Origin of the sequence: Chryseobacterium vietnamense, assembly GCF_031454475.1 — a bacterium.
In the GTDB taxonomy this organism is placed as follows: domain Bacteria; phylum Bacteroidota; class Bacteroidia; order Flavobacteriales; family Weeksellaceae; genus Chryseobacterium; species Chryseobacterium vietnamense.
In genome coordinates this window covers 572,291-595,617 of the sequence record NZ_JAVDQX010000001.1, presented here as the reverse complement: position 1 = coordinate 595,617, position 23,327 = coordinate 572,291, and the positions used below count along the sequence as shown (strand labels likewise).

At 34.0% G+C, this 23,327-nt stretch carries 20 protein-coding genes and 1 pseudogene; 16 read left to right on the top strand and 5 right to left on the bottom strand.

The genetic code is table 11. The features are described from left to right. Positions 1 to 3 precede the first annotated feature (3 nt). The 6 genes from J2786_RS02640 (at position 4) to arsB (ending at position 4,910) form a co-directional block, all read left to right on the top strand. Positions 4 to 1,125, top strand: coding sequence for an agmatine deiminase family protein (locus tag J2786_RS02640; protein WP_047431765.1), 1,122 nt, complete (start codon positions 4 to 6; stop codon positions 1,123 to 1,125). 125 nt (positions 1,126 to 1,250) lie between these two features. Next, positions 1,251 to 2,192 (top strand): MBL fold metallo-hydrolase, encoded by a 942-nt coding sequence (locus J2786_RS02635; protein ID WP_047431767.1) that lies wholly within the window; start codon positions 1,251 to 1,253, stop codon positions 2,190 to 2,192. Positions 2,193 to 2,366: 174 nt separating this feature from the next. Then, positions 2,367 to 2,696 carry an ArsR/SmtB family transcription factor gene (locus J2786_RS02630; RefSeq protein ID WP_047375646.1) on the top strand — a complete coding sequence of 110 codons (330 nt, stop codon included), beginning with the start codon at positions 2,367 to 2,369 and terminating at the stop codon, positions 2,694 to 2,696. Positions 2,697 to 2,771: 75 nt separating this feature from the next. After that, positions 2,772 to 3,245, top strand: coding sequence for a DUF6428 family protein (locus J2786_RS02625; protein ID WP_047431772.1), 474 nt, complete (start codon positions 2,772 to 2,774; stop codon positions 3,243 to 3,245). A 19-nt stretch (positions 3,246 to 3,264) separates the two neighbouring features. After that, on the top strand, positions 3,265 to 3,876 hold the full coding sequence (locus J2786_RS02620) for an arsenate-mycothiol transferase ArsC (RefSeq protein WP_047431775.1): 612 nt from the start codon (positions 3,265 to 3,267) through the stop codon (positions 3,874 to 3,876). 2 nt (positions 3,877 to 3,878) lie between these two features. Then, positions 3,879 to 4,910: an ACR3 family arsenite efflux transporter gene (gene arsB / locus J2786_RS02615; protein ID WP_047431777.1), complete on the top strand. Its 1,032-nt coding sequence runs from the start codon at positions 3,879 to 3,881 to the stop codon at positions 4,908 to 4,910. A gap of 53 nt (positions 4,911 to 4,963) precedes the next feature. On the opposite strand, the gene J2786_RS02610 is transcribed toward arsB, so the two are convergent. Beyond that, positions 4,964 to 6,256 carry a hypothetical protein gene (locus tag J2786_RS02610; RefSeq protein WP_047433327.1) on the bottom strand — a complete coding sequence of 431 codons (1,293 nt, stop codon included), beginning with the start codon at positions 6,254 to 6,256 and terminating at the stop codon, positions 4,964 to 4,966. Between the two features lie 326 nt (positions 6,257 to 6,582). On the opposite strand from J2786_RS02610, the gene J2786_RS02605 reads away from it, so the two are divergent. Next, on the top strand, positions 6,583 to 7,371 hold the full coding sequence (locus J2786_RS02605; RefSeq protein ID WP_047431780.1) for a PhzF family protein: 789 nt from the start codon (positions 6,583 to 6,585) through the stop codon (positions 7,369 to 7,371). Positions 7,372 to 7,507: 136 nt separating this feature from the next. Here J2786_RS02605 and J2786_RS02600 read toward each other — a convergent pair whose 3' ends face one another. Next, entirely contained in the window at positions 7,508 to 7,960 is a 453-nt protein-coding gene (locus J2786_RS02600) for an Hsp20/alpha crystallin family protein (RefSeq protein ID WP_047433328.1), read from the bottom strand. Between the two features lie 189 nt (positions 7,961 to 8,149). After that, positions 8,150 to 9,304, bottom strand: a complete 1,155-nt coding sequence (locus J2786_RS02595) for a cation:proton antiporter domain-containing protein (RefSeq protein WP_310023864.1) — start codon at positions 9,302 to 9,304, stop codon at positions 8,150 to 8,152. Between the two features lie 585 nt (positions 9,305 to 9,889). Between J2786_RS02595 and J2786_RS02590 the strand changes: the two genes are divergently transcribed. Continuing rightward, on the top strand, positions 9,890 to 10,540 hold the full coding sequence (locus J2786_RS02590; RefSeq protein ID WP_047431790.1) for a lysoplasmalogenase: 651 nt from the start codon (positions 9,890 to 9,892) through the stop codon (positions 10,538 to 10,540). 11 nt (positions 10,541 to 10,551) lie between these two features. Then, on the top strand, positions 10,552 to 11,532 hold the full coding sequence (locus tag J2786_RS02585) for a sterol desaturase family protein (protein WP_082001971.1): 981 nt from the start codon (positions 10,552 to 10,554) through the stop codon (positions 11,530 to 11,532). 1,222 nt (positions 11,533 to 12,754) lie between these two features. On the opposite strand, the pseudogene cas13b reads toward J2786_RS02585, so the two are convergent. Continuing rightward, a pseudogene (gene cas13b / locus J2786_RS02580) lies at positions 12,755 to 13,765 on the bottom strand (type VI-B CRISPR-associated RNA-guided ribonuclease Cas13b); the annotation flags it as partial. A 1,170-nt stretch (positions 13,766 to 14,935) separates the two neighbouring features. On the opposite strand from cas13b, the gene J2786_RS02575 reads away from it, so the two are divergent. From J2786_RS02575 to J2786_RS02545, 7 genes are all read left to right on the top strand, one after another. Continuing rightward, a complete protein-coding gene (locus J2786_RS02575) occupies positions 14,936 to 15,364 on the top strand; it encodes a transposase (protein WP_310023857.1) in 429 nt (142 codons plus the stop codon). Positions 15,365 to 15,466: 102 nt separating this feature from the next. Further along, the gene (locus tag J2786_RS02570; RefSeq protein ID WP_310023855.1) at positions 15,467 to 15,799 is read left to right on the top strand and encodes a helix-turn-helix domain-containing protein; all 333 of its coding nucleotides are present in this window, start codon (positions 15,467 to 15,469) and stop codon (positions 15,797 to 15,799) included. A 221-nt stretch (positions 15,800 to 16,020) separates the two neighbouring features. Then, positions 16,021 to 17,532, top strand: coding sequence for a tetratricopeptide repeat protein (locus tag J2786_RS02565; RefSeq protein WP_310023852.1), 1,512 nt, complete (start codon positions 16,021 to 16,023; stop codon positions 17,530 to 17,532). Positions 17,533 to 18,351: 819 nt separating this feature from the next. Next, positions 18,352 to 19,830, top strand: coding sequence for a phage tail-like protein (locus tag J2786_RS02560; protein ID WP_310023850.1), 1,479 nt, complete (start codon positions 18,352 to 18,354; stop codon positions 19,828 to 19,830). Positions 19,831 to 20,187: 357 nt separating this feature from the next. Beyond that, positions 20,188 to 20,754 (top strand): recombinase family protein, encoded by a 567-nt coding sequence (locus J2786_RS02555; RefSeq protein WP_310023848.1) that lies wholly within the window; start codon positions 20,188 to 20,190, stop codon positions 20,752 to 20,754. Positions 20,755 to 20,861: 107 nt separating this feature from the next. Continuing rightward, positions 20,862 to 21,302 (top strand): hypothetical protein, encoded by a 441-nt coding sequence (locus J2786_RS02550; protein WP_310023845.1) that lies wholly within the window; start codon positions 20,862 to 20,864, stop codon positions 21,300 to 21,302. 43 nt (positions 21,303 to 21,345) lie between these two features. Continuing rightward, positions 21,346 to 22,575, top strand: a complete 1,230-nt coding sequence (locus J2786_RS02545) for an IS256 family transposase (protein ID WP_310023842.1) — start codon at positions 21,346 to 21,348, stop codon at positions 22,573 to 22,575. A gap of 361 nt (positions 22,576 to 22,936) precedes the next feature. On the opposite strand, the gene J2786_RS02540 is transcribed toward J2786_RS02545, so the two are convergent. Beyond that, complete coding sequence (locus tag J2786_RS02540) at positions 22,937 to 23,305, bottom strand: hypothetical protein (protein WP_310023840.1); 369 nt, start codon at positions 23,303 to 23,305, stop codon at positions 22,937 to 22,939. Between the last annotated feature and the right edge of the window lie 22 nt (positions 23,306 to 23,327).

Sequence of the window (23,327 nt, the reverse complement as noted above, 5' to 3'; positions counted from 1 at the left end):
GTTATGCAAAAAAAGAAAATCATGTTCCCATTATTACCTCTTCTTCTATTATCCTGCTCATCAGCGGACTTAACAGAATTACCGGGTATGGTACATCCGGAAACGACTGTTTACAAAATGCCTGAAGAATCAGCTCCCCATGAAGGAACCTGGCTTCAGTGGCCACACCAGTATCAATATGGAACTACCTACAGAAACCGTCTGGACGCCACCTGGGTAGCAATGACCAAAGAGCTTGTACAAAGTGAAAAGGTTCACATTATTGCTTATGACGGTACTGAAAAGAATCGTATTACAGGGCTTCTCAATACGGCAGGAGTTCCTCTTACCAATATCAACTTCAGAATTTATCCAACGGATGATTTCTGGGTAAGAGATAACGGTCCTATTTATGTAAAAGACCAAAACGGACAGTTATTTATTCAGGACTGGGGATTTAACGGCTGGGGAAACAAGGCCGATTACAGCCAATGCAATACAATTCCTTCTAAAATATCAGCAGATACCAATATTCCAAAAATCAATCTTAATTCAGTCATGATCAATGAAGGAGGAAGTGTGGAAATTGACGGAAACGGAGTGTTGATGGCCTGTAAAAGTTCTATTCTGAATAATAACAGAAATCCGGGTATGACCCAACAGCAGGCAGAAGCTATATTTACTAAAAATCTAGGGGTAACCAAATTTATCTGGTTGAATGGAAAAGCAGGTCTTGATATCACAGACATGCATATTGACGGGTTTGCCCGATTTGCCAATTCATCCACTATTATTACAATGAATCCTGATGATCTTGCCTACTGGCAGGTTCCTGATGGAGATATTGATAAACTGTACGATGCTACCACAAAAACCGGAGCGGCTTATCAGTTTGTAAAAGTGCCATTAACAAGAAATGATGTGATCACTACTTACGGAAAAAATGTAGGCCGCGCTTCATACATTAATTATTATATCGCCAATAACCGTATACTGGTTCCTAATTATAACGACCCGAATGATGCGGTTGCCAACAACATCATCCAACAGCTGTATCTTGGCAAACAGGTAGTTGGAATCGATTGTCGTAATTTATTCGCCAATGGAGGAATGGTTCATTGTGTAACCCAGCAGCAACCTCAATAAAATAACAGAAAAATAAAGCCTGCTGAAAATCAGCAGGCTTTACTGATTCGGGGCATCAGTCGTCAAAAAATAGCGTAAATTTGCTTTATCCATCTTGAAAAAGATGGTTTTCTATTATAAATATTATGAAAAAAACAGCACTTTCTTTATTGGTTCTTCTGAATATTGTTTGCCAGGCACAAAATTTTGATGTAATTCCCTTAGGAATATATGGTGGTGAGCAGGAAGACAATCTATCAGCCTATCTTGTAGGCGCTCCAAAAGACAATGCATTTCTCTGCCTTGATGCCGGTACTGTAAATGCAGGAATCCGAAAAGCGATTGAACTGAAAAGCCTTCAGGGATCAGCAGAAACGGTTTTAAAAGATCAGATAAAAGGATATTTTGTATCCCATGGTCATCTGGATCATTTATCAGGGCTTATCATCAATTCTCCGGCTGATTCCAGGAAAGATATTTTTGCGATAGCTTCTGTGATTCAGATTTTGCAGAATCATTACTTTATTACAGATACCTGGATCAATTTTGCAGATCAGGGGCAAAAACCAATCCTTGGGAAATACCATTATAATGAACTTCAGGAAGGAACTGAAATTCCTGCGCCTAAAACTCCGTTTTTCATTACAGGCTATGAACTAAGCCATGTAAATCCATATAAAAGCAGTGCTGCATTGGTAAGAAGAGATGACCACTATCTGCTTTATCTGGGAGATACTGGTGCAGACCGTATAGAAAAATCTGACCGTTTGGATCAACTTTGGAACATGGCAGCTCCTCTTGTTAAAAAAAGACAGCTCAATACGATATTAATTGAAGTTTCTTTCCCCAACAGCCAGCCGGAACATCTGCTGTTCGGACACCTTACTCCTGATCTGCTGGTTGAGGAATTGAGTAAACTCAAAGAAAAAACCGGACAAAACAGTCTTGAGGGGCTCAACATTGTGGTTACTCACAGAAAACCTACAGGTGATAATCCTGAACTCATCAAAAAAGAGTTACTGAAAAACAACCCTCTAAAAGTAAATTATATTTTTCCTGAACAGGGTAAAAAAATCAGTTTACCATAACTAATAAAAAGATGAAGCAGTAATAAGCTTCATCTTTTTTATTGCATGCGTTATTACCTATAACAAATATAACAAACTAAATTACAGATACTTACATGTAATTTATTAAAATTTTGGAGTTTTTTATTGTTTAATTGATTTATCATCGTAATATTGCAATATAAAAATAAAACAATGGGAGTTACTAAAACAGAAATTTATACTGAAGAACAAAATAAGCTGGCATCTCTGCTTAAAGTTTTGGGACACCCGGCAAGAATCGCTATTTTACAATATATCATCAATCAAAAGGCATGTATCTGTAATGATCTTGTTGAAGAACTTGGCTTGGCACAGGCAACTATCTCACAGCATTTAAAAGAGCTGAAGAATATTGGAATCATCAAAGGTTCCATTGAAGGAAAGTCTGTATGTTACTGCATCAATGAAAGCACCTGGAAGCAGTTTCAGAATGAATTCAACCTGTTTTTTAATCAGGATGTTACTATTAAACAATGCTGCTAAGCATTTTTTTGAGCTAACACATCGTAATATTGCAATATAACATTACAAAATTATAACACTAAATTTTACTCTACTATGAAACTATCAGAAATCAAAGAAATTCTCCCTACACTGGAAAATATTGAATTTCAATTAGAAAACGGAAATTTTGTTCCTGAACATTTCCATGTAACAGAAGTGGGCCAGATTGTAAAAAACTTCATTGATTGCGGAGGGGTAATCAGAAATGAAAAAGTGGTCAACTTCCAGCTGTGGGATGCAGATGATTATGAACACCGTTTGAAACCAGAAAAACTACTTCATATCATTCAGCTTTCTGAAGAAAAGTTAGGAATAGAAAACTCGGAAATTGAAGTTGAATATCAGGGGGAAACTATTGGCAAGTATGATCTGGAATTTAACGGAAAAAATTTCATACTGAAAAACAAAACAACAGCCTGCCTTGCCCAGGAAACCTGCGGAATTCCTACTGAAAAACAAAAGAAAAATCTTTCTGAATTACCTGTAAGCCCAACATCAGCTTGCACACCGGGATTAGGATGCTGCTAATTAATTGTATTAAAATCTTATGTATCCAAAATTATTAAACACGATTCAATCTCTTAAATGGGAAAATATAGAGAGTCATAGAAAAGAGATTCTGGCACCATTGATTCATTTTATCCAGCAAAAAGTGGATGACAACACAGAAATTAACCTGAATTTTATCTGCACTCACAATTCCCGCCGAAGTCATCTGGCACAGATCTGGGCACGGGCAGCAGCTTCTTTCTTTACGATTCCACTAGTTCACTGCTATTCGGGAGGAACGGAAACAACTGCATTATTTCCTAAAATTGCAGAAGTCTTGACAGAACATGGCTTTTCAGTTTTCAGCATTGCTGATACAGCCAATCCTGTATATGCTATAAAATATGATGACAATAGTCTTCCTATCATTGGTTTTTCAAAAAAATATGAGAACCCATTCAATCCTATATCCGGTTTTGCAGCAATTATGACCTGCTCACAGGCAGATGGCGGATGCCCTTTTATTCCAGGTGCGGAAAAAAGAATTCCGATCACATTTGAAGATCCTAAAATTTCAGATAATACCCCGGAACAGACTGCAGTATATACTGAAAGAAGTTTACAAATTGCAGAAGAAATGTTGTACGCTTTTTCTCAAATCAAAAGATAATCATGCAGCCAAAATTAAAATTTCTTGACCGTTATCTTACCTTATGGATCTTTCTGTCTATGGGGATAGGGATTGCTTTGGGGCATCTTTTACCGTCTATTCCTGACTTTATCAATTCACAGTCGGTTGGAACTACTAATATTCCTCTCGCAATCGGACTCATCTTGATGATGTATCCACCACTAGCCAAGGTCGACTACACTCTTCTGCCATTGGTTTTTAAAGATAAAAAAGTAATCGGTATTTCTTTATTGCTCAACTGGATTATTGGTCCGGTTCTTATGTTTGGTCTTGCTATCCTTTTTTTAAGACATGAACCCGATTATATGTCCGGATTAATCCTCATTGGACTGGCGAGATGTATTGCTATGGTGATTGTCTGGAATGATCTCGCCAAAGGAAACAGAGAATATGCCGCTTTGCTGGTTGCTTTAAACAGTATCTTTCAGGTATTCACCTATAGTTTTCTGGTGTGGTTGTTTATCAATGTACTTCCTGGTCAATTAGGCCTGGCAAGCTTTAATGTTAATGTTTCTATGCAGGATATCACAGAAAGCGTATTGATTTACCTTGGCATACCTTTTCTGGCAGGTTTTATCACCCGTTATGTCATGATGAAATCAAAAGGTGCTGAGTGGTACAACAGAAAATTTGTACCTAAGATTTCTCCTGTGACATTGTATGCTCTGTTATTGACCATCGTACTGATGTTTAGCTTAAAAGGCTCTAAAATACTGGAATTGCCAATGGATGTCATTAAGGTAGCAGTCCCCTTGGTTATCTATTTTGTTTTGATGTTTTTTGTAAGTTTTATGATCAATAAAATACTAAGAATCCCTTATGATAAAAATGTATCTATAGCTTTTACCGCTACGGGAAATAATTTTGAACTGGCTATTGCCGTTGCCATCTCAGTTTTTGGTATTCATTCGCCGCAGGCATTTGTAGGAGTGATAGGACCATTGGTAGAGGTTCCAGTGCTAATACTGCTGGTAAAAGCAAGTCTATTCTTGAAAAAGAAATGGTATCATTAATCTCATTATAAAATAAAAAGCATCGCCGAAACAGGGATGCTTTTTTATGGATATCAGTTCTTAATCAATTTATAATTTCCACTGCCTTCATCTTTAGTTATCACATAACCATCTGTCAGTTCCAGGGTCCATCCGTCACCGGACACTTTTTTATTTTCCGTTTTCACTGGATTTGATATTGAAATTTTATCCCAATTCGGGCTCATTAATGCCCCGTTTTCAATTGTAAGAATACCCCACAAATCAGTAATCCGGATATTGGGGTATACCGTCCCCTTATCTTCTAAGGGCACAATATTTCTTGGATCAAATGAAACATTCATTTTTTCAAATTTGATTTCAAAATGAGGTTGTTGAATGAATTTCAGTTTATATTCAGCAATAAGCCTCTTAGTCTGTTCTTCTCTTTCGGTTTCCTCCTTTATAATTGATTGTCCGTTATAATGATCAGATCGTTTTTTAACTTCTTTTTGCAGGTCAGCCTCAATTCTTATATCGAATGCTTTACTGAAATAGCTGGCCAAGTCAGTTTTTGCATCAATTGTTTTATTCCAGTCCGGATCTTTTTGATACAGCAAATATCCATAAACAGGTGTTGTATAATAAGCAAATGAACGTACAAATGTGGGATTTTTCATAAAACCATCAATGCCATTCAAAAGAGATGATCTTGCCTGCTCTTTATTTCTTCCGCTCACAATGAACCCCGTAAACTCAGCAATTCCTTCATTCAGTTCCAGGAGGTTTTCTGTAGTCTCAGAACCTTTGTAAAGCGTATTCCTGTATTTTCTAAAGATCAATGCATCGGTAAGGTGCTGCTTCATATCTTTTTCTGAGGATGATCGGAGCGTCTGCTTTAGCGCTTCCAGTTCAAGACGTAGATAAATCCTGCCCTCCTTCTGATCCAGATGATTATTTTCCGCATTGTTAAGCGTAAATCCCAATGAAGGCTGAATGCTATGAAAAGATTCATGAGCTAAAAGATTAATTCTGTTTTCTTTATTTTCAGAAAGGGGGAGCATAACCATTGCCCATCTTTTTCCACCCCAATTGACTGCAGTATTGGCAATATTGACAGCAGCAGGTAAAATTCCAGAATAAATAGTGCCATTACCTTTCAGAATGCCCTCCGAATCTGGCTCATTGGCAAAAAGCTCTCTGGTTTTCGGATCAATTAAAATCATAGGACCATATAAATCTTTGTTCCAAAGTCCGATATTCTTCTTTGAAGCTGTTTTTAACTCATCGAAAAAAATAGAAACAGTATCAGGGGAAATAGATTGCTTTTGTGCTTTTACACCCAATACAAATAAGAAAAAGAAAGCTGTAGCAACGGTCTGCTTCATGGTTAAATTCTTTATGGTTAAGTTTTTCTCTAAAATAGATGGCTGCATCTACAATAATACGCACATGATAAATGCAAATTAAATACTTTAGAAAGCTAATATAATGAATTACAGCAATCAAGAACAATTACAGCCCCAAAAAACATCTGTAAGAAAATGGCCATCCGGTTGTGGAAAAATTATTACAAACCGGAGAACGAAGAAATAAATATTTATTTGTATAAAAATAAATCAGAGCCCATTAAATGTTGTATCGAATTATGGACAAATAAGGACTTTATCTCAGAAATAGATTATCTTTATAGGGAACGAAATTTTTATTAATAATGAAGTTAGAATTATATCAGATAGATGCTTTTACAGAATCTGTTTTTCATGGAAATCCTGCCTGTGTTGTTCCTTTAAAAAACTGGTTACCCGATGAAACCCTTTTAAAAATAGCCCGTGAAAATGCAGTAGCAGAAACCGCTTTTTTCATTGATAACGGTGATACCATTCATCTGAGATGGTTTACCCCCGAAATAGAGATGGATTTATGTGGCCACGCTACCCTTGCTACTGCCCACTGTCTTGTTTCCATCCTCAATTATCAGCGTGATAGAATCATTTTTGACACCAAAAGTGGTGACCTGACAGTAGATGTAAAAGATGGAGTTTATTATATGGATTTCCCTTCCAGAATGCCCGAATCCTCTACTCTTCCGGATATCATATCCAGATCACTGAATATACAGCCTAAGGAAGTTTTCAAAGCAAGAGATTATGTTCTGGTATACGATTCTGAAGAAGATGTAAAAAATATCAACATTGAAAGATCCGTTTTTGATCTTATTAACCTGGACCCGGGCGGTGTTATTGTGACATCAGCAGGTACTGACAGTGATTTTGTATCAAGATACTTTACCCCGCAGTCCTCTATTCTTGAAGATCCTGTTACAGGCTCTGCACACTGTTCACTGATTCCCTTCTGGTCATCAAGATTAGGGAAGGAAAAGCTTTTTGCACGCCAGGTTTCAGAAAGGGGCGGCCAGCTCTATTGTGAAAATAAAGATGAAAGAGTAATTGTGGCTGGGAAAGCCCAAACGTATTCTGCAGGGCATTTCTGGATAGAATAGATTTTCTGGCAGTTGCCGGATATGCTACAATTAAAGATCTTGAATCATTCGATTTAAAGATTTAAGTTAATCTGCCCTTTCAAAAATTATAAAAAAAATTGGCTGCTTTTTAGCAGCCAATTTTGTAATTATTTTTCTATGATATTTCAATCATTCTTGGAGGCTTCTGCTTCGCATCTTCTTTTTTCGGGATGGTTAACATTAAAAGGCCATTTTCATATTTTGCATTAATGTTATCCTGATCCACCACATCTTTTGGAAGCTCAAAACTTCTCTGGAAGGATTGGTAACTGAACTCTCTTCTTGTGAAATTGTCATCTTTTGACTCTTTTCGGTCTTCCTTCGTTGATGAAATAGTAAGCAGGTTACCATCCAGTCTGATCTGAAAATCATTTTTATTCATACCTGGTGCTGCGACCTGAACTTCGTAAGCATCTCCATTCTCCTTTATATTTACCGATGGTACGGTTGTACTGGTAGATGAGTAATTGTTATTGCCCCAGTTAAAAAGTTCACGACCAAAAAAATCGTCAAAGACATTTGAAAAGCCCAAGTTGCTGTTTCCGTTTTTTCTTATTAGATTATTCATTGTAATCATTTTAATTAAGTTTAACAATCATTAAAAACACGTCAGCTGGCCAGCTGTATATAAAAAATTACAAAAAAAATACCATTTGACCGAGTGTGAAATTTTTTCCGGTTTTATGTCATTTTTTCAGTACCACTGACACAAAATCGTGGTACTGAGAACATTCACCACCCGTTTGTTTTTTATTCTTTATTCTAAATACAATTTTTTTTTACGAAATCTGAAAAATGTACCACAACTGATCCATATTGTGGACAATAAAAGTGATAAGCAGGTAATACCCAGCCCTGCTTTATAGAGATCGTACTCTACCATACCGGTTTTGTAAGCAATAGAAATCGCCAGTATTCCGAATTCACCTGTTTGAGAAAGCAGAGCGCCCCCATAAAAACTATCCTGCCATTTAAAATTCAGCATTCTGAAAAAGAGAGCAGACATAATACTGTTGCTTATCAGGACTATTAAAGTTCCTATTGTGATAAGCTTATAATTGGATAACAGATAATTGATGTCCAGCCGTAAACCAATGGACACAAAAAACAGTGCCACAAAGAAAACCTTAAATGGAAGCAGAGAATGTTCCAGCCATCGAAATGCCTGAATTTTTCCAACTAAGACCCCTGCAATAAAACTTCCCAGGGCAGCACTCATACCGACGGTTTCTGCTATAAGACCAAAGCCAAGACAGATCAGTAAGCCGGAAAATACCTGAAGCTCATGGTCATTTTCAAGAAATGTACTTGAGAATTTAATTTCCTTGAGATGTCTGATTTTCCGGAATATCAAAAAAATACCGAGACATATGGCAATGGGAAGCATCATATTCCATACACTGAACTCTTTGCTATTCCAGAATTTTAACACCGTGAGCACCGGAGCCAGAAGAAGATCCTGTAATAACAAAATATTGAGGATAATAATTCCAAAGGCAGTATGCAGCGTTCCGTGCTTCTTCAAGAACTCGACTACAACTGCAGTACTATTGAACATAAACAGAATGGCGATGAGGAGCACACTTTCAATATTCAGATGGAGTAACTCACCCACAAAATACGCAAATATACAACTTAAGAGTACTTTCATTCCCTGAGCCAATAATGGCTTAATGATAAGGCTCTTTTTATTGGGAATATTGATTTCAACTCCTATAAAAAACATCAGCAGTAATATTCCTATTTCGCCAATCGTTTCTATTTCTTCCGGTTTGTTAAATAGCTTTAGTACATAAGGACCTAATAACACCCCGGCAATAATATAGGCAATAAGATAGGGCTGATTAATTTTTTTCAGTACAAACATCAGTCCTAAGATAGTCATACACAAAATACATACAGTCCAAAGCATATTGATAACGTTTTAGATTGAGATAATTTCGTTTTTTAATATTAGTTATGATCTGTTGTCTTATTATTGAATGATGCCGGATTTCCTCTGACTTCCTGTTGGAAGGCTATTGAACCCAATACTACCCTTCTGGTAAACCATCAATTCAACTCTACCGTTTTTAATTTGGAAAAAACAAAGACGGTCGCCATCTTTATTGCACATGGCTTCTTTAGAAAAAAAGCCACCATATTCTACATCGAACTCCAGTAAAAAATTTTCATTAATTATCATAAAAAATTAATAATAATAAACTCTAACTTATTACACATTCTGGTTATTAATTATTTTCAAACCTGAATACAAAATCCAGACCAAGCTACCCGGAAATATAGCCGACAGGAAATCAAGCAATAACTGTTTAATTTCCTAAACTAAAGTGTGATGCATTGTATTTTTATATTTCAAAAGTATTTTATCTTCATTTTATTTGTAATTTAACAATCTGAGCTAAGTATCAAATATAGAATGACTTGGTGCAAACTGAGATATATCCATATTGCAACAGGAAAAAAGATACTTAAAAGATTGCAATAAAATAATACCATGCTAAAATCTGTCAATATCAAATTGTTATTAGTCCTTCTTGCCATTGTTTTTGCATTTGATTTAGTATTTATAGCTATGGATCATAGTTCTTGGCGGTTTTTTACCAAGCCACTGTTGTTACCTATTATTATCTGGTTTTATTTTACTTATTCTCAACAAAATGTCTTTCGGATCAACCAATGGTTTTTGTCCGGATTAATTTTGAGCTTTTTGGGTGATGTGTTTTTATTATTTGAATGGGGATTTATGCCTGGTTTGGGAAGCTTTTTGTTGGCTCATATTTGTTACATTGTTTATTTTTTTAAGATCAAAAAGAAAAATGCATGGAGTTGGCTACCCTTTGTTTTTCTATATTTAGGCTCATTTATTTATTATATATATCCTTATTTAAACGACATGACGATACCCGTGGTGATTTACGGAATTACCATTGCTGCGATGCTGTATTTTAGTATAAGTACTTATTCTTCATTATTAATCCTGGGAGCTATTTTATTTGTAATATCAGATTCTGTATTGGCCATTAATATGTTCGTAAAGCATAGTACTGAGAAAGAACTTGTTGTGATGATTACTTATGTTTTAGCCCAATTGATGTTGGTGTCGGGAGTGGTTGGTATTGAAAAAAAGAACAGAATTATTCAATAAAATGAAGGCTTATGAAAAGAAAAGATAACCGATTTTTTCATAGTATTGCCCTATTCTGTCCATTGGATTTTACTGATCCTGTTACGTATTTTATTCCTGTATTTATCTTGTTGATAGCAGGGGAAATATTTTTGTATCAAATTCCTCAAAGAGTATTCACCAAAAGACTCATCAAAGATAATGTATCGAGTATAGGATTGGGGATTGGGGCGGTAATGTTAGACTTTGGGATGAAAGCTATTTCATTATCCTACTTTTTTTGGATTTACAATCATTTCAGACTTACCGATATTTTCGGGATCAGAGATTTCAATAAATTCTTCACTTTAAAATGGCATGCAGATCACTGGTGGCTTTGGGTATTGGTTATGATTGTTCAGGATTTTGGCTTTTACTGGCATCATCGGTTGAGTCATAAGATCAGATTATTCTGGACAGGTCATGTCAATCATCATTCGGCTACTCATTTGAGTCTTGCTATTGCATTGCGTCAGGGATGGTTTGAAATCATATATCGGGACATTTGGTATATCCCTTTTATCATTATTGGTTTTCATCCTATTATGATTGCAATGATGCATCAATTTAACTTGATTTTTCAATTCTGGCCGCATACCAATGCTATTGGAAAATTAGGGTGGTTCGATAAAGTATTCAATTCTCCATCCAACCATCGGGTGCATCATTCCCGAAAAGTTGAGGATTTAGATAATAACTATGGGGGCATTCTGATGATTTGGGATCATCTTTTCGGCACGTACAAAGCGGAAGAAAAGAAAACGACGGATTACGGAATCTATCATAACATTCATACTTATAATGTTTTTCATATCGTCTTTGATGAGTTTGGAAATATGATAAAGGATATCCGGAATGCACCTACATGGAAAGCGAAACTGGGGTACATATTCAATGCTCCGGGCTGGCATCATCGTGATAAAGATGAGCGGATTTCTACTTTGAAGCGGGAATTAGAAGAAAAGATGAATTGACCGGAAATCAAGCCATTTAGGACATAAAAAAAGGAGACGTTAAAAAATCAACGTCTCCCTAAGCGGAGAGAGAGGGAGTCCTGTCGAACTCCTAATACCCTTTTTGAGTTTTCTTAGCAACATTAAATAACTGATTTACTTACATCTTAATTCAGTAAAATACCAAATCTTTTTTTAATATAACACAATTATTACATATACTTATAGGCTCATATTTGACGTGCTTATTAAAGAATAATTGAGACGCGATAGGTTCCAACTACCTCATCATATAAATTAAGACAATCAATGTTGTGGCTACCCTTTATGGTATGTCTCAACAGAGAAACAACGAATATTCGACGAATATGTGTTGTGACTACCCTTCAAACTGTGCTATGTCCCAACTTGATTTAATGCAAAGGGAATTTTTCATGTATTGTGAATATCTTTCAAATTGTGATACTTCCCAACACACAGATAGTTATTATGCAGATGAATATTGTTGTGAATACACTTCAAACTGTGATATGTATCAACTTAATGATGTTTTAGCATGGGTACCAAATTGTTATGAATACTCTTCAAACTGTCATACTTCCTAACTAAACAAAGCAACTTTAACCAATAAATAATGTTGTGATCATCCTCCAAACTGTGATATGTCCCAACAGATCATTCTGCGTCAAATTATAAAAAAGGTTGTGAGTACCTTCAAATTGCGATATGTCCCAACCCGGAAAATAACTTAAACTTTTTATCAATGTTGTGAATATCCTCTAAACTGTTATGTCTCAACATTTGCGAATAATTTATGAGCAAACATATAGTTGTAACTACCTGCAAAATATGATACGTCTCAACTTAGCGATATTTTCGCATGGGTACCGAATTGTTGTGAATACTTTTCAAGCTGTAATACGTCCCAACATTTCAAACAATTAAATCAAAAATATTATGATTGTGAATACCCTTCAAACTGTGATATGTCCCAACTGTTGAATTACCAAGCACAGATGATGAGTGGTTGTGAATACCCTTCAAACTGTGATATGTCTCAACGCCTGCGATCTAGTCCAAAATGAACAGCAGGTTGTGAGGTACCCTTCTAATTGTGATACGTCCCAACGAAAACAACGCACTCAAAGAAGAGTTAATCGTTGTGAGTACCCTTCAAATTGTGATACGTCCCAACATTGATATGATTAATTGTTGTTGAATTACATTGTAATACAAAATTTACCTATATCATCACCTTTTTAAATTCATTAATCGCATACTTTGTAAAATTCAGGTAAACTAATGCTACAGAGGGCTCGTCTGCAAATCCATATTTAGCCCTAATATAAAAATAAAATTCTTTTGCCGGAAGTTGATTGTGAGCAAATTTATTTCGAATAGCTGTCACTAAAAAAGCCAATTGTACCAATTCAGACTTAGTTTCTAAAACATCTGCATCAAGGTTATTAAAATCGGCATTGTATTCAAACCAAATATCTTCACCTTGACTGTATAGTCCTGCAGATTTTCTTAAAATTCCATTAACAATATACATCTTAAACTTTGGGTTCCTGTTATCTTCCAATTGAGCGGGATGATTAATGCCATCCCACCCTGATCGAAATAAAATTTCAGATTCGAATTGCTGAATTTCTTTGAATAGTTTTTCCCGTCTTATTACCTCATAAGAATTTTCGCCAATAGAAAACTCATTTTCCAATGCAATCTTACTCCAGGGTTTTGCATCATCATAAGATAAGAGCGTCTGCACTTTATCATCTAATGATAAAACATTTAACTTTCCGATGTCTTTTAGCTTAACAGCATTCTCAATTATCTGTCCTTTTTTATATGGAATCATTTTGCTCCATATAAAATTGTCTTTTATGATGTTTGGGCTTTTGTCACCTTCCTCCCGTACATTTTGTAGAGCGGCCATATTTTCTTTTTCCATCCTTTCTTCCTGGGTTAAGTAGAAATCACTTAAAGGAAGTTTTGCGGAATACTTAAAGACTTTTTGAAACAAATTCTCAGCTATAAGTCTTAGAAACAGATCCTGTATCTTAATTTTCTTAATTTTAAGATCCTGTTTTATAATAATACGCTCTTTTAACTCCTCCATACCAAGAGTTCTCCTATCACCATTATTAATAAAAGGTTTTCCAAGATGTTCTAAAAAAACATCACTGTAATCACGTTTCCAATCATAAAATTTCTGAAATTGATGATCTTTTTGATAACCATATTGATACCAGTTTGCAAAGGATTGTGTGTATCATAATAGGATTGCCATTATCAATGAAAACTGCCTAGTCTACATTTTTACTTTAGATATTTATAAGGCGTAGGGCTCTAAAAATTTAAGAGTTACATAAATAATAAAAGTATCACTACCAATAAATATGTACTCAAGAAATATGTAATAATTTACAGGGAAGAATTAAACAGATTTGTAATCATAAAGGTGACACCTTATAGTATTCTAATCATCCATCGTATTTAAGAAATCAAAAAACGCACTAGTAAAATTCTTATTTTCAAATGTTTAAAAAATGTGATATATATGTGATATGAATATTTTTGGTATTTTTTTGATATTCATTCAAATTTGCAATTACTTTAAAATATGTATTGTATTTTTTATCAGAGTATTAATTCATCTATTGATTAAACACTTTCAGGGATAGTAAACAAAAGTTTCTATCAACTTATCAAATAACTTCTAAAGAAAAACGGAGAAAATTCTATTCTTATGTAACAAAAGGTACAAGAATAGCTTCGGAAAATATACATGGAGAATTAGTAAAAGTCTTAAATATAAAACTCAAAAAAATGCTTAATTAAATAAGATGTATAAATAAAAGACAGAAAGGAAACTATAAGGTACAAGTAATTATATTTATACCATTTTTCGATTCTAAATACACAATTCATCATCCATACCTCCCTATAATTACTCTCCTTTTCCTTTCTGCATTTTATGCTAAACAGCAAGTAAAAAAATAAAAGCAATGATATAATTTCAGATTAAAATGAATGATAAACTTACATTAAGTGTTAAAAAATTAATGGTAATAATAAAATTAACATAATATTCATAAATACAAGATATATCATCTGTAAAGACTAATAAATATTGCTGGTAATACTGCCACAATCCCGAGCAATATAAGCCAGATATAGCATACAGGCAGTGCAACTTTAGCAATTACAATTCTGCTTATCATGTGGCCAAAATCTTATAGTAACTATGTGGAAGCTTAAGCCACCAGTTTATAAAGTATTCTTCATTTGCTAACTCAAATATTTTATCAAGTCCGAAGAAGCCTTTACACGCTAAAGAAAGCAAACAACATAAAATATCACATATAATAACATGGATGATCTTTATACACTCATCTTCTAAAATAAAGATATAAGAACAATGAATCTCAAAGAAATACACATCGGAAAATTAATAGAACAGCGTGTTAAAGAAACGGAAATTGAATCTTCGAGGGTTTGTAGTTTTTTTGGATGTACGGAAAATGAAATAATCCAAATGTATAAAGCTGAAAACCTATATACCGATGTCATTATAAAGTGGTGTAAACTACTGGAATACGATTTTTTCAGAATATATACTCAGCACTTGATTTTATATTCACCAATCGCACATGGAAAATATAAAAATGAGGCAAAGAATCTGAAAATTCCTGCTTTTAGAAAGAATATATACACCCGTGAAGTCATTGATTTTATGTTGGAACTTGTCCAAAGCGGCAGTAAAACTAAAATACAGATCATCAATGAATATAATATCCCGAAAACCACATTATATAAATGGCTGCAAAAATATGGTACAGGAGATTAGAATAGGCCTGATGCAATTAAGAGTAAATGTAATACAGCAATAGTTTTAAAACCGTCTCTAGGAAGAAACAATCCGTGGATTAATCAATTACCATTTAACATTATGATCAAGATTATTATGAAACAACCAAACTATAAAAAGATCTATACCGATATGATCAAAATGAATTTTCCTGACAAGCTGGAAGTTTGCGCGTATATACTGGACAAAACGAAAATTACCAGTATGGATATCATCACTATCCAGGAGAAACTCTTCGGTATTCAAAACAATTTCACCGAGCAATCTAGTAAGCGTTTTAGATCCTACGACAAATCCACAATACTAACGATCTTGGACTATCAAAAAGAACATAGGATAAATAACAGTGAGCTGGCCAGACACTTTAAACTTAGCAGGAATACTGTAAGCAAATGGAAAAAATTATTTGTGTAAAGCTATTATTTTGTGTAATTCAGACGTAATAATTGAAACGAGTTTCTTTTTAATATTCTTAATTTTTTAATCCACACTTTCCTTTTCTGTTTATATTTGCTTAGTTAAAAAATAATTTCACCCAATTTAACCTAAGGAATATTCAATAGCTTTTAAAGTAAGTCCTACCAAAATAAGTTTGTGTCATAGCTTAATATTTATACAAAATTTGTTTTTAATACATGCCAAAATATATTATGACAATTCTAATTAAATTTGATTTAATTGAAAAATGCACAATAAAAATATTATGTACATTTTTCTTCTTCTTCTTTTCCTTTACTTACGCACAAGTAGATATTCGTATTCAAAATATGCTTGAATTATCTATCAAGCAGTTTAGTGAGCATAAATATGTCGCTTCATTAAAGACAGCTGATCAGACATTGCAACTATCCAAAAAAAAATCTTATTCCAAAGGTATCACGGTGGCAAATATTTATATTGCCAAAGTACTTCAAGAAACAGGATTCTATAAAAATGCATTAGAATATCTGGAAAATGCTGAAAATGAGCCTTATTATTCGGAAAATATCACTACACAGATAGAAACGCATCGTTTACGGGGACAAGTCTATGGTAAACTAGGTTTAAACGACTTGGCAATGAGAGAGTTTTCTAAACAACTTAAACTTTCTGATGGTGTAAAAGATCCTTTAACTCAAAAGAGATGTATGTCTTGGGCTCATGAAAATATAGCAGCATCCTTTTCGCAGATGAATCGACATGAGTCTGTTTTCAAACATCTTATGATTCAAAAAGATATTTTGAAAAGTTATCCTAAAAATAGTTCTAACGATGTTTTTTACGATGTAGTTAGCAATTATATCGCGATAGGAAATGAATATCTGTTTCGTAAAGAAACTTTCACAGCTCGCAAATATATTGATAGCGCAATGAGCATACTTTCGGAAAATCATAGTCCTTATCTCCATGAGGCTTTGAAAGCTTATGGAGATTTAGAGGATGCTAGTGGAAATACAAAAGGAGCAATTAAATATTATCGTAAAGCGCTTCAAAATGCAATATATCTTCAAAATAGAGAGGAAGAAAAAGTTAACTATAAAGTTTTAGCAGATTATTTTAGCAAAAATAATTTAGACGATAAAGAGGAGAGTATTTTTCTCAAAAGGTATCAGGAACTCAATGATTCTTTACAATCGGAAAATGATGGAATATCGGAACTTATCCTCAATAACTTTATAAAAAAAAAGGATGTGGAATTAAAGAGTCATAAGGCAACTTACCTGAAGGGAATTGCCTTGTTCCTAATTCTAGTTACAGTAATTATTCTTTTTTTATCTTGGAAAAATCGTAAAAAAAAGATAAGAATACTTCAGATTGAAGATGCTCTGATCGAAAAAGAGAACCAAGTACAAAATTTAATCCAGAGAGGAAACAATAATAAATTAAATGAACTGATTGAGCTTGGAAGACGTAATGACCCTCAATTAATCGTCCTATTCAAAGAACTCTATCCTGATATTATTTCTAAACTACAGGACAAGGATTCCACCATAAAAAATTCAGAATTAACCTTCCTTGCAATGATTTTTCTGAACTTTAGCACGAAAGATATATCGGAATATACTCACGTTACAATAAGAGCTGTTCAAATACGCAAAAACAGAATCCGTAAAAAATACAATATAGAATCAGATATAGATTTATCAATATGGATACAAAACTTGTAAAGTTTAATTAGATTAAGAAATTCAGTATGTATCAAACTCTTTGCTTTTAGATTAAGGATCAGTTTGTAGTAAGTGATATAGTTAACATATACCTTTTTTCTGTTTGAAACTCATCAATTCTTTATGTAAGTAAATATTAATATTATACTAAGGGATACAATAACTCATAACATGCTTTTTTTCAAACATTTAAAAAATGTGATAGCTATGTGGTATGTGTTTTTTTGGTGTTTTTTTTGATATTGATCTAGATTTGAATAAAAATCAAAAAGTAAAAACGCAAATGGTAATTTTCACAGGATTAATAAGAACTTGAATTGTTTTTTTATGTTTTATTGAAATTATTTTTTTAAACCAAGACAACAACAATAAGTTACTCATCAGTAATTTAGATACACACATTTTAATTTATCAAAAAAGAATTTTAAATGGCAAAATCACCCGTTAAATTAACCCTCTGCAAAGAAGATAAGACAAATAAATTTTATTATTTGGGGACAGGGACCCAACCTTGAAATCTATAGCCCGATCATTCATACTTTCAAAAAATTGCTCCTTAAAATTTCTTGAAAAAAGTATAAAAGTTCTGCAGAAAAATTTGTTAGTCCCAATTGCTATTTAGTAGTTAAAAAAATAAAAACACATTTTTTATACTGCTTTTACATTTTCGCACTTCTAATATTCTGAGAGGGCCTTAAAAAGAATTTTCCTATCCCAAAGAAAATTTTAGGGTTTCGCATCATTCTTTACACATGTATCGGACTAGTTAAATTAGAAAGGTACACTTTTAATGAAATAACATATTTTAAAATAAACAAAATGAAAACAAAATTATTGCCTATTGCTGTTCTATTCATTAGCACCTTAGGCTATTCACAAGTCGGAATTAATACAACTACTCCCCAATCCACTATGGATATTGCTGCAAAGAATTCTATTGGAACTTCAACGTTAGTAGATGGATTGCTGATACCACGTGTAGATAGACAACGGGCTGTTAATATGGCCTCTGTCCAACCTTCAACTCTTATTTATGTAAATAATATTGCCACTGGTAGTGCTATAGGACAGGGATCAAATATAGATAGTATTGGATTTTATTATTTTGATGGATCCACAAGCAAGTGGACTAAGTTAAATTCAGGTGGAATGATGGGGGATCCTACTCCAGATGCATTTATAGATGATACTGCTAATACAATGGTTAAACTCGGAGCAACTTCATCCGGTGCTGCCAGATCAGTGGGTTCAGATTTTGTTATCAAAGATAACGGGCGAGTTGGCTTGGGTACTTCAGCTCCTATACAACAGCTTGATGTTAGAGGAAGTGGCAGGTTTGAGTCTGATAACACAGCTCTTGATATGATTTCTGCTGGAACTGCTGCAGCTAATATTAATCTTATCAGAAACAATGGTGGAACAAATTTGTCTTCAGATAATTTGGTTAGCTATGTAGATTTCAAAGGACGGATTAATAATACAAATAATTCTTCCTTGGGTGCTATTGTATCTACTTATAAAGGAAATGGAACCAATAATTTATCTTCTCTGGATTTTCGTACCAGTGGTAATGGAAATATTGATATGATGTTGGATCCTTCTGGAAATCTTGGAATTGGAACTTCAACACCGGCTCAGAAGTTGGAAGTTAATGGAAATATAAAATTTAATGCAGTACCAAATGCCTCATCGGTAGATAATTCAGATCGAATAATGGTACTCCAAAGTGACGGAACTGGTAAGAAAGTTCCTTTGTCAAGTCTTCAGCCTGCTAATACCTATACTCCACGAGGAGTATTTGTTGCATCTCCAAGTAATCCTGTAACATATGCATTAAATCAAACATATCCTGGTGGTGCGACAATAAATAATATCGATCTAAACTATGCAATTAGTGTGCACGTGCCAGCAAATACCTCCTCATTAATTATTTTTAATTATTCAGTTCCAACTGGACTTACTGATTCAACCGGAAATATTGCTCAAATGCCTACAAGCGGTTTTTTTTATCAAGGTATAAGATTTGTAAGGAATGGAGTTGAAGCACCAACGGGTTCACGAAAGTTTCGTCAAAATGTAGTTTCTACCATTTCAGGAACCTATACGGAAACATATAATAATAATACATCAAGCCCGGTCTATATAACGTTCAGGCTTGACGGATATTTAGAACTGGCTCCGGGAGTACAGTTCCCAAGTGGAACATTCGCAAGATTTAATATGAATAAGGCATCTGGCGAAAATTATAACTGGGGAAAAGGCACACTTGTTTTACAGCAATTTGATAAACCTTTATAGGAATGTTGGGTGCAGATAGAGATAAATTAATCATGATTTTAATGAATTATATTAAAGTTTAAAATGTTGTTATAAGTCGCCGTAAAATACGGTTAGTACTGAATTTAACAATATTCCTATCCGGATAAATTATATTTTATCCGGATTTTTCATGCACAATAATAGATGGTAGATTCTTAGTTTTAATAACATTATCTTTTCTACGGATACTGATTGAAAATTTTTTATCTACAAGAACTAAAACAAGAATGATTAATAAACCTATAATGATAATTTGTTCCATAAGATGATAGATTAAAAGATTGGACGGGATTTGTTATTGAAATTATCAGTAATTTCCTTTTCAAAGATTTTAAAATGATTAAACAACCGCAGGCGGATTTAATTAAATGGGCTTTTGACCAGTTTGCAACAGGAACGTATTCGATCAATCAAGTTAGAATGATGACGGTTCAAAAAGAACTACAATGCAGCAAGAACAATTTTTGGAAGATATTACATAATCCTATTTATTGTGGAATAATTACTGTTAAAGCAACTAAAGATGAAGATATTCAATACGTAAAAGGGATTCATAAGCCTATCATATCTGAGAGCCTTTACCGCAAGGTTCAATTATTACTCAAAAGTAAACGTAAACAGAGAGAATCCAAACTTCAAACAAAATCACTCTTCCCACTTAGAGGATTCATAACTTGTCCCTTTTGCGAACGAACATTGACAGGCAGTACCTCTCAGGGTAAACATAAAAAATATAGCTATTATCATTGTAACACTTCTAAATGTAAAGGTAGATTTAGAAACGATTTCTTGGAAAAATCATACGAAAGTCTCTTAAAAAAAATAACCCTCCCTATGTATATGAACTTTTTGAGCTCATTCTCGAAGATGAAAATATATTCACAGCTAGAAGAGAAGCATTAAATGAAAAAAAAGGTGTTCTTACAGAAATTTCTCAGAATAAGGAACTCCTAGCAAATGCAAGAAGATACTTATTGGCTGGAAAAATAGACTTCGAAGATTTCAGAGAAATGAAAAAAGAACATAATGAAATTACTTATAATTTAAACGAGAGATTACAGCATCTTACGCAGAAATTGAATGTGGATTTTTATCAACATAAAGAAATATGGACAAAAGATCACATTAATATTTTTCAAGTTTATAATATTCAAGACTTCGTTGGTAAAAGACATATTGCAAATATGTTTACACCTTCTCAAATAAATATATCTACAAAGGAATTTGAGACAATTCAAATCAATCCAATTCTAAAAAAGGTAACAATCTATGATGGGATTATCAATAATAAAACTGAAAAAGTTTTAAGAACTATTTCGAAAAATATCAATCGAATTACAAAATATTTTTCTGGACGGATGGTTTCTACTAGACAAGTGATAAAAATTCTGAGAAAAAATGGAATACATATCAATTATCAAAGCCTATCTCCCAAGGAGGGTGTAAAGTAAACTGTGTCATATAAAATATTTTTTATATTAGACAGAGATAATCATGAACGAGGAATTTGATTTTGCACGCTTCAAAGAGGAAGCAATGAAAGGCCTTTATGAAGGCAAGAAAATGGGCGGTACAGATGGTATTTTTGCACCGATGCTAAAACATCTTTTGGAATCCATGTTGGAAGGTGAGCTTGACCACCATCTACAGGAAAGTAAAGCTTCTGGAGAACCTAACCGTAAAAACGGGAAGACTAAAAAGACGGTTCGGAGCCTTCAATCGGGACATTTTGAACTGGAGAGTGGTCGTGACCGCAATGGGACTTTCGAGCCTAAGATTGTAGCTAAGCGCCAGTTGATCATTACTGAAGAGCTAGAGTCCAATGTTTTAGCTATGTATGCTCGAGGTATGAGCACCCGAGATATTTCAAATTATATTAAGGAAATGTACGCTATGGATATTTCAGCTACGGAGATCTCCAATATTACCGACAAGGTTATTCCTGCTATGACGGAGTGGCGCAACCGTCCCCTTGAATCCGTTTATCCCTTTATTTTCCTTGACTGCATGCACTTTAAAGTTAAAGAGAACAGCTCTGTTCAGAGTCGTGCGGTTTATAATATCCTAGGCATTAATAGAGAAGGTAAAAAGGAACTTCTTGGTATCTATCTTTCAGAGAACGAGGGTGCTAAATTCTGGCTTTCGGTTTTGAGCGAGCTCAGACAGCGGGGTGTGGAGGAAATTCTTGTTGCCTGTGTTGACGGATTGAAAGGCTTTCCGGAAGCTATTGAATCTGTTTATCCTAAGACACAGATTCAGCTCTGTATTGTACACCAGATCCGTACGAGCCTTCGTTACGTACCTGAGAAGGACAAAAAAGCAGTTGTTATTGATCTGAAACCAGTATATCAAGCAGTAAACCAAGATCAGGGTTACGAGAAACTCCTTGAATTTGAAGATAAATGGGGCAAGAAATACCCACTTTCGGTCAAAGGCTGGCTGGATAACTGGGTGAATCTCTCCACTTATTTTGAGTATTCTCCAGAAATAAGACGAGCTATTTACACCACTAACGCAATTGAAGCGATGCATCGACAGGTCAGAAAAGTTACTAAAAGTAAGGGGGCTTTTACTTCTGACCAGGCTCTGCTAAAGCTCATTTACCTGGTTATTCAGGATATTACAAAAAAATGGACAATGCCTATTCACAATTGGGGCTTGACAATGCAACAACTGCATATTAAATTTGGGGATAGGATCAAAGCCTTAGGCGGTTCCTTTTAGGCATCGGATTCGAGGCTTACAGCCTCTTAAATCCGATGCCTAAAAGGAACTAGTGACACAGTTTGATTTACACTCCCCTCCCAAGAGAAATTACCAATTTTTTCAATTTCCCGATCTAGTGATTTACATACTCAAATGTAATTTTTTTGGAACCAAATATTCAAAATTACTTTTAATCCAATTCCAAAAATTATTGAATTCCTTTTCTTTCATATTTTGCTTTTGCACTATTGAAACATTTTATGTTCATTTATTATTCGTCTTCATGAATGTTTAGTAACCTTTATGGATGTATTAGTTCTAAAAATTCAGGGTGTTGATTTCAATACCCTAAATCATTAACATTTGAAAAATAACATTGTCAATATTCAATATTTTTTTCCACAATCTGAACATCTTCACCATCAAGTTCATACTTATAGACTAGCTCATACCAGTCTTTTCCATTTGATGTATTATATATCATTATTACATCACCTATATCCTCAATTCTAGCATCAACACATACTGCTCCAAATTCAGTATTTCCTTCTTCAAAATCCCTCACTATCGTATTGATTAAAAAACTTTTCATCTTATTAGAATCCATAGAATCATCATAAGTTGCCAAATCTATCCATTCTCCATTCTTATAAATTAGCCCAAAGGGTGCAAACTCCTTTAGCTCTTTCAAGAATTTTTTACTTGTTTCAACGATTTGACTAATTCCTGTTATATATTTTTCTGACATATTAATATAGTATAAAATTATT

Excerpts from the sequence above, each read along its gene's own strand:
- J2786_RS02640 (WP_047431765.1), top strand. The coding sequence starts at position 4 with ATGCAAAAAAAGAAAATCATGTTCCCATTATTACCTCTTCTTCTATTA.
- J2786_RS02635 (WP_047431767.1), top strand. The coding sequence starts at position 1,251 with ATGAAAAAAACAGCACTTTCTTTATTGGTTCTTCTGAATATTGTTTGC.
- J2786_RS02630 (WP_047375646.1), top strand. The coding sequence starts at position 2,367 with ATGGGAGTTACTAAAACAGAAATTTATACTGAAGAACAAAATAAGCTG.
- J2786_RS02625 (WP_047431772.1), top strand. The coding sequence starts at position 2,772 with ATGAAACTATCAGAAATCAAAGAAATTCTCCCTACACTGGAAAATATT.
- J2786_RS02620 (WP_047431775.1), top strand. The coding sequence starts at position 3,265 with ATGTATCCAAAATTATTAAACACGATTCAATCTCTTAAATGGGAAAAT.
- arsB (WP_047431777.1), top strand. The coding sequence starts at position 3,879 with ATGCAGCCAAAATTAAAATTTCTTGACCGTTATCTTACCTTATGGATC.
- J2786_RS02610 (WP_047433327.1), bottom strand. The coding sequence starts at position 6,256 with ATGAAGCAGACCGTTGCTACAGCTTTCTTTTTCTTATTTGTATTGGGT.
- J2786_RS02605 (WP_047431780.1), top strand. The coding sequence starts at position 6,583 with ATGAAGTTAGAATTATATCAGATAGATGCTTTTACAGAATCTGTTTTT.
- J2786_RS02600 (WP_047433328.1), bottom strand. The coding sequence starts at position 7,960 with ATGAATAATCTAATAAGAAAAAACGGAAACAGCAACTTGGGCTTTTCA.
- J2786_RS02595 (WP_310023864.1), bottom strand. The coding sequence starts at position 9,304 with ATGCTTTGGACTGTATGTATTTTGTGTATGACTATCTTAGGACTGATG.
- J2786_RS02590 (WP_047431790.1), top strand. The coding sequence starts at position 9,890 with ATGCTAAAATCTGTCAATATCAAATTGTTATTAGTCCTTCTTGCCATT.
- J2786_RS02585 (WP_082001971.1), top strand. The coding sequence starts at position 10,552 with ATGAAAAGAAAAGATAACCGATTTTTTCATAGTATTGCCCTATTCTGT.
- J2786_RS02575 (WP_310023857.1), top strand. The coding sequence starts at position 14,936 with ATGAATCTCAAAGAAATACACATCGGAAAATTAATAGAACAGCGTGTT.
- J2786_RS02570 (WP_310023855.1), top strand. The coding sequence starts at position 15,467 with ATGATCAAGATTATTATGAAACAACCAAACTATAAAAAGATCTATACC.
- J2786_RS02565 (WP_310023852.1), top strand. The coding sequence starts at position 16,021 with ATGCCAAAATATATTATGACAATTCTAATTAAATTTGATTTAATTGAA.
- J2786_RS02560 (WP_310023850.1), top strand. The coding sequence starts at position 18,352 with ATGAAAACAAAATTATTGCCTATTGCTGTTCTATTCATTAGCACCTTA.
- J2786_RS02555 (WP_310023848.1), top strand. The coding sequence starts at position 20,188 with ATGATTAAACAACCGCAGGCGGATTTAATTAAATGGGCTTTTGACCAG.
- J2786_RS02550 (WP_310023845.1), top strand. The coding sequence starts at position 20,862 with ATGAAAAAAGAACATAATGAAATTACTTATAATTTAAACGAGAGATTA.
- J2786_RS02545 (WP_310023842.1), top strand. The coding sequence starts at position 21,346 with ATGAACGAGGAATTTGATTTTGCACGCTTCAAAGAGGAAGCAATGAAA.
- J2786_RS02540 (WP_310023840.1), bottom strand. The coding sequence starts at position 23,305 with ATGTCAGAAAAATATATAACAGGAATTAGTCAAATCGTTGAAACAAGT.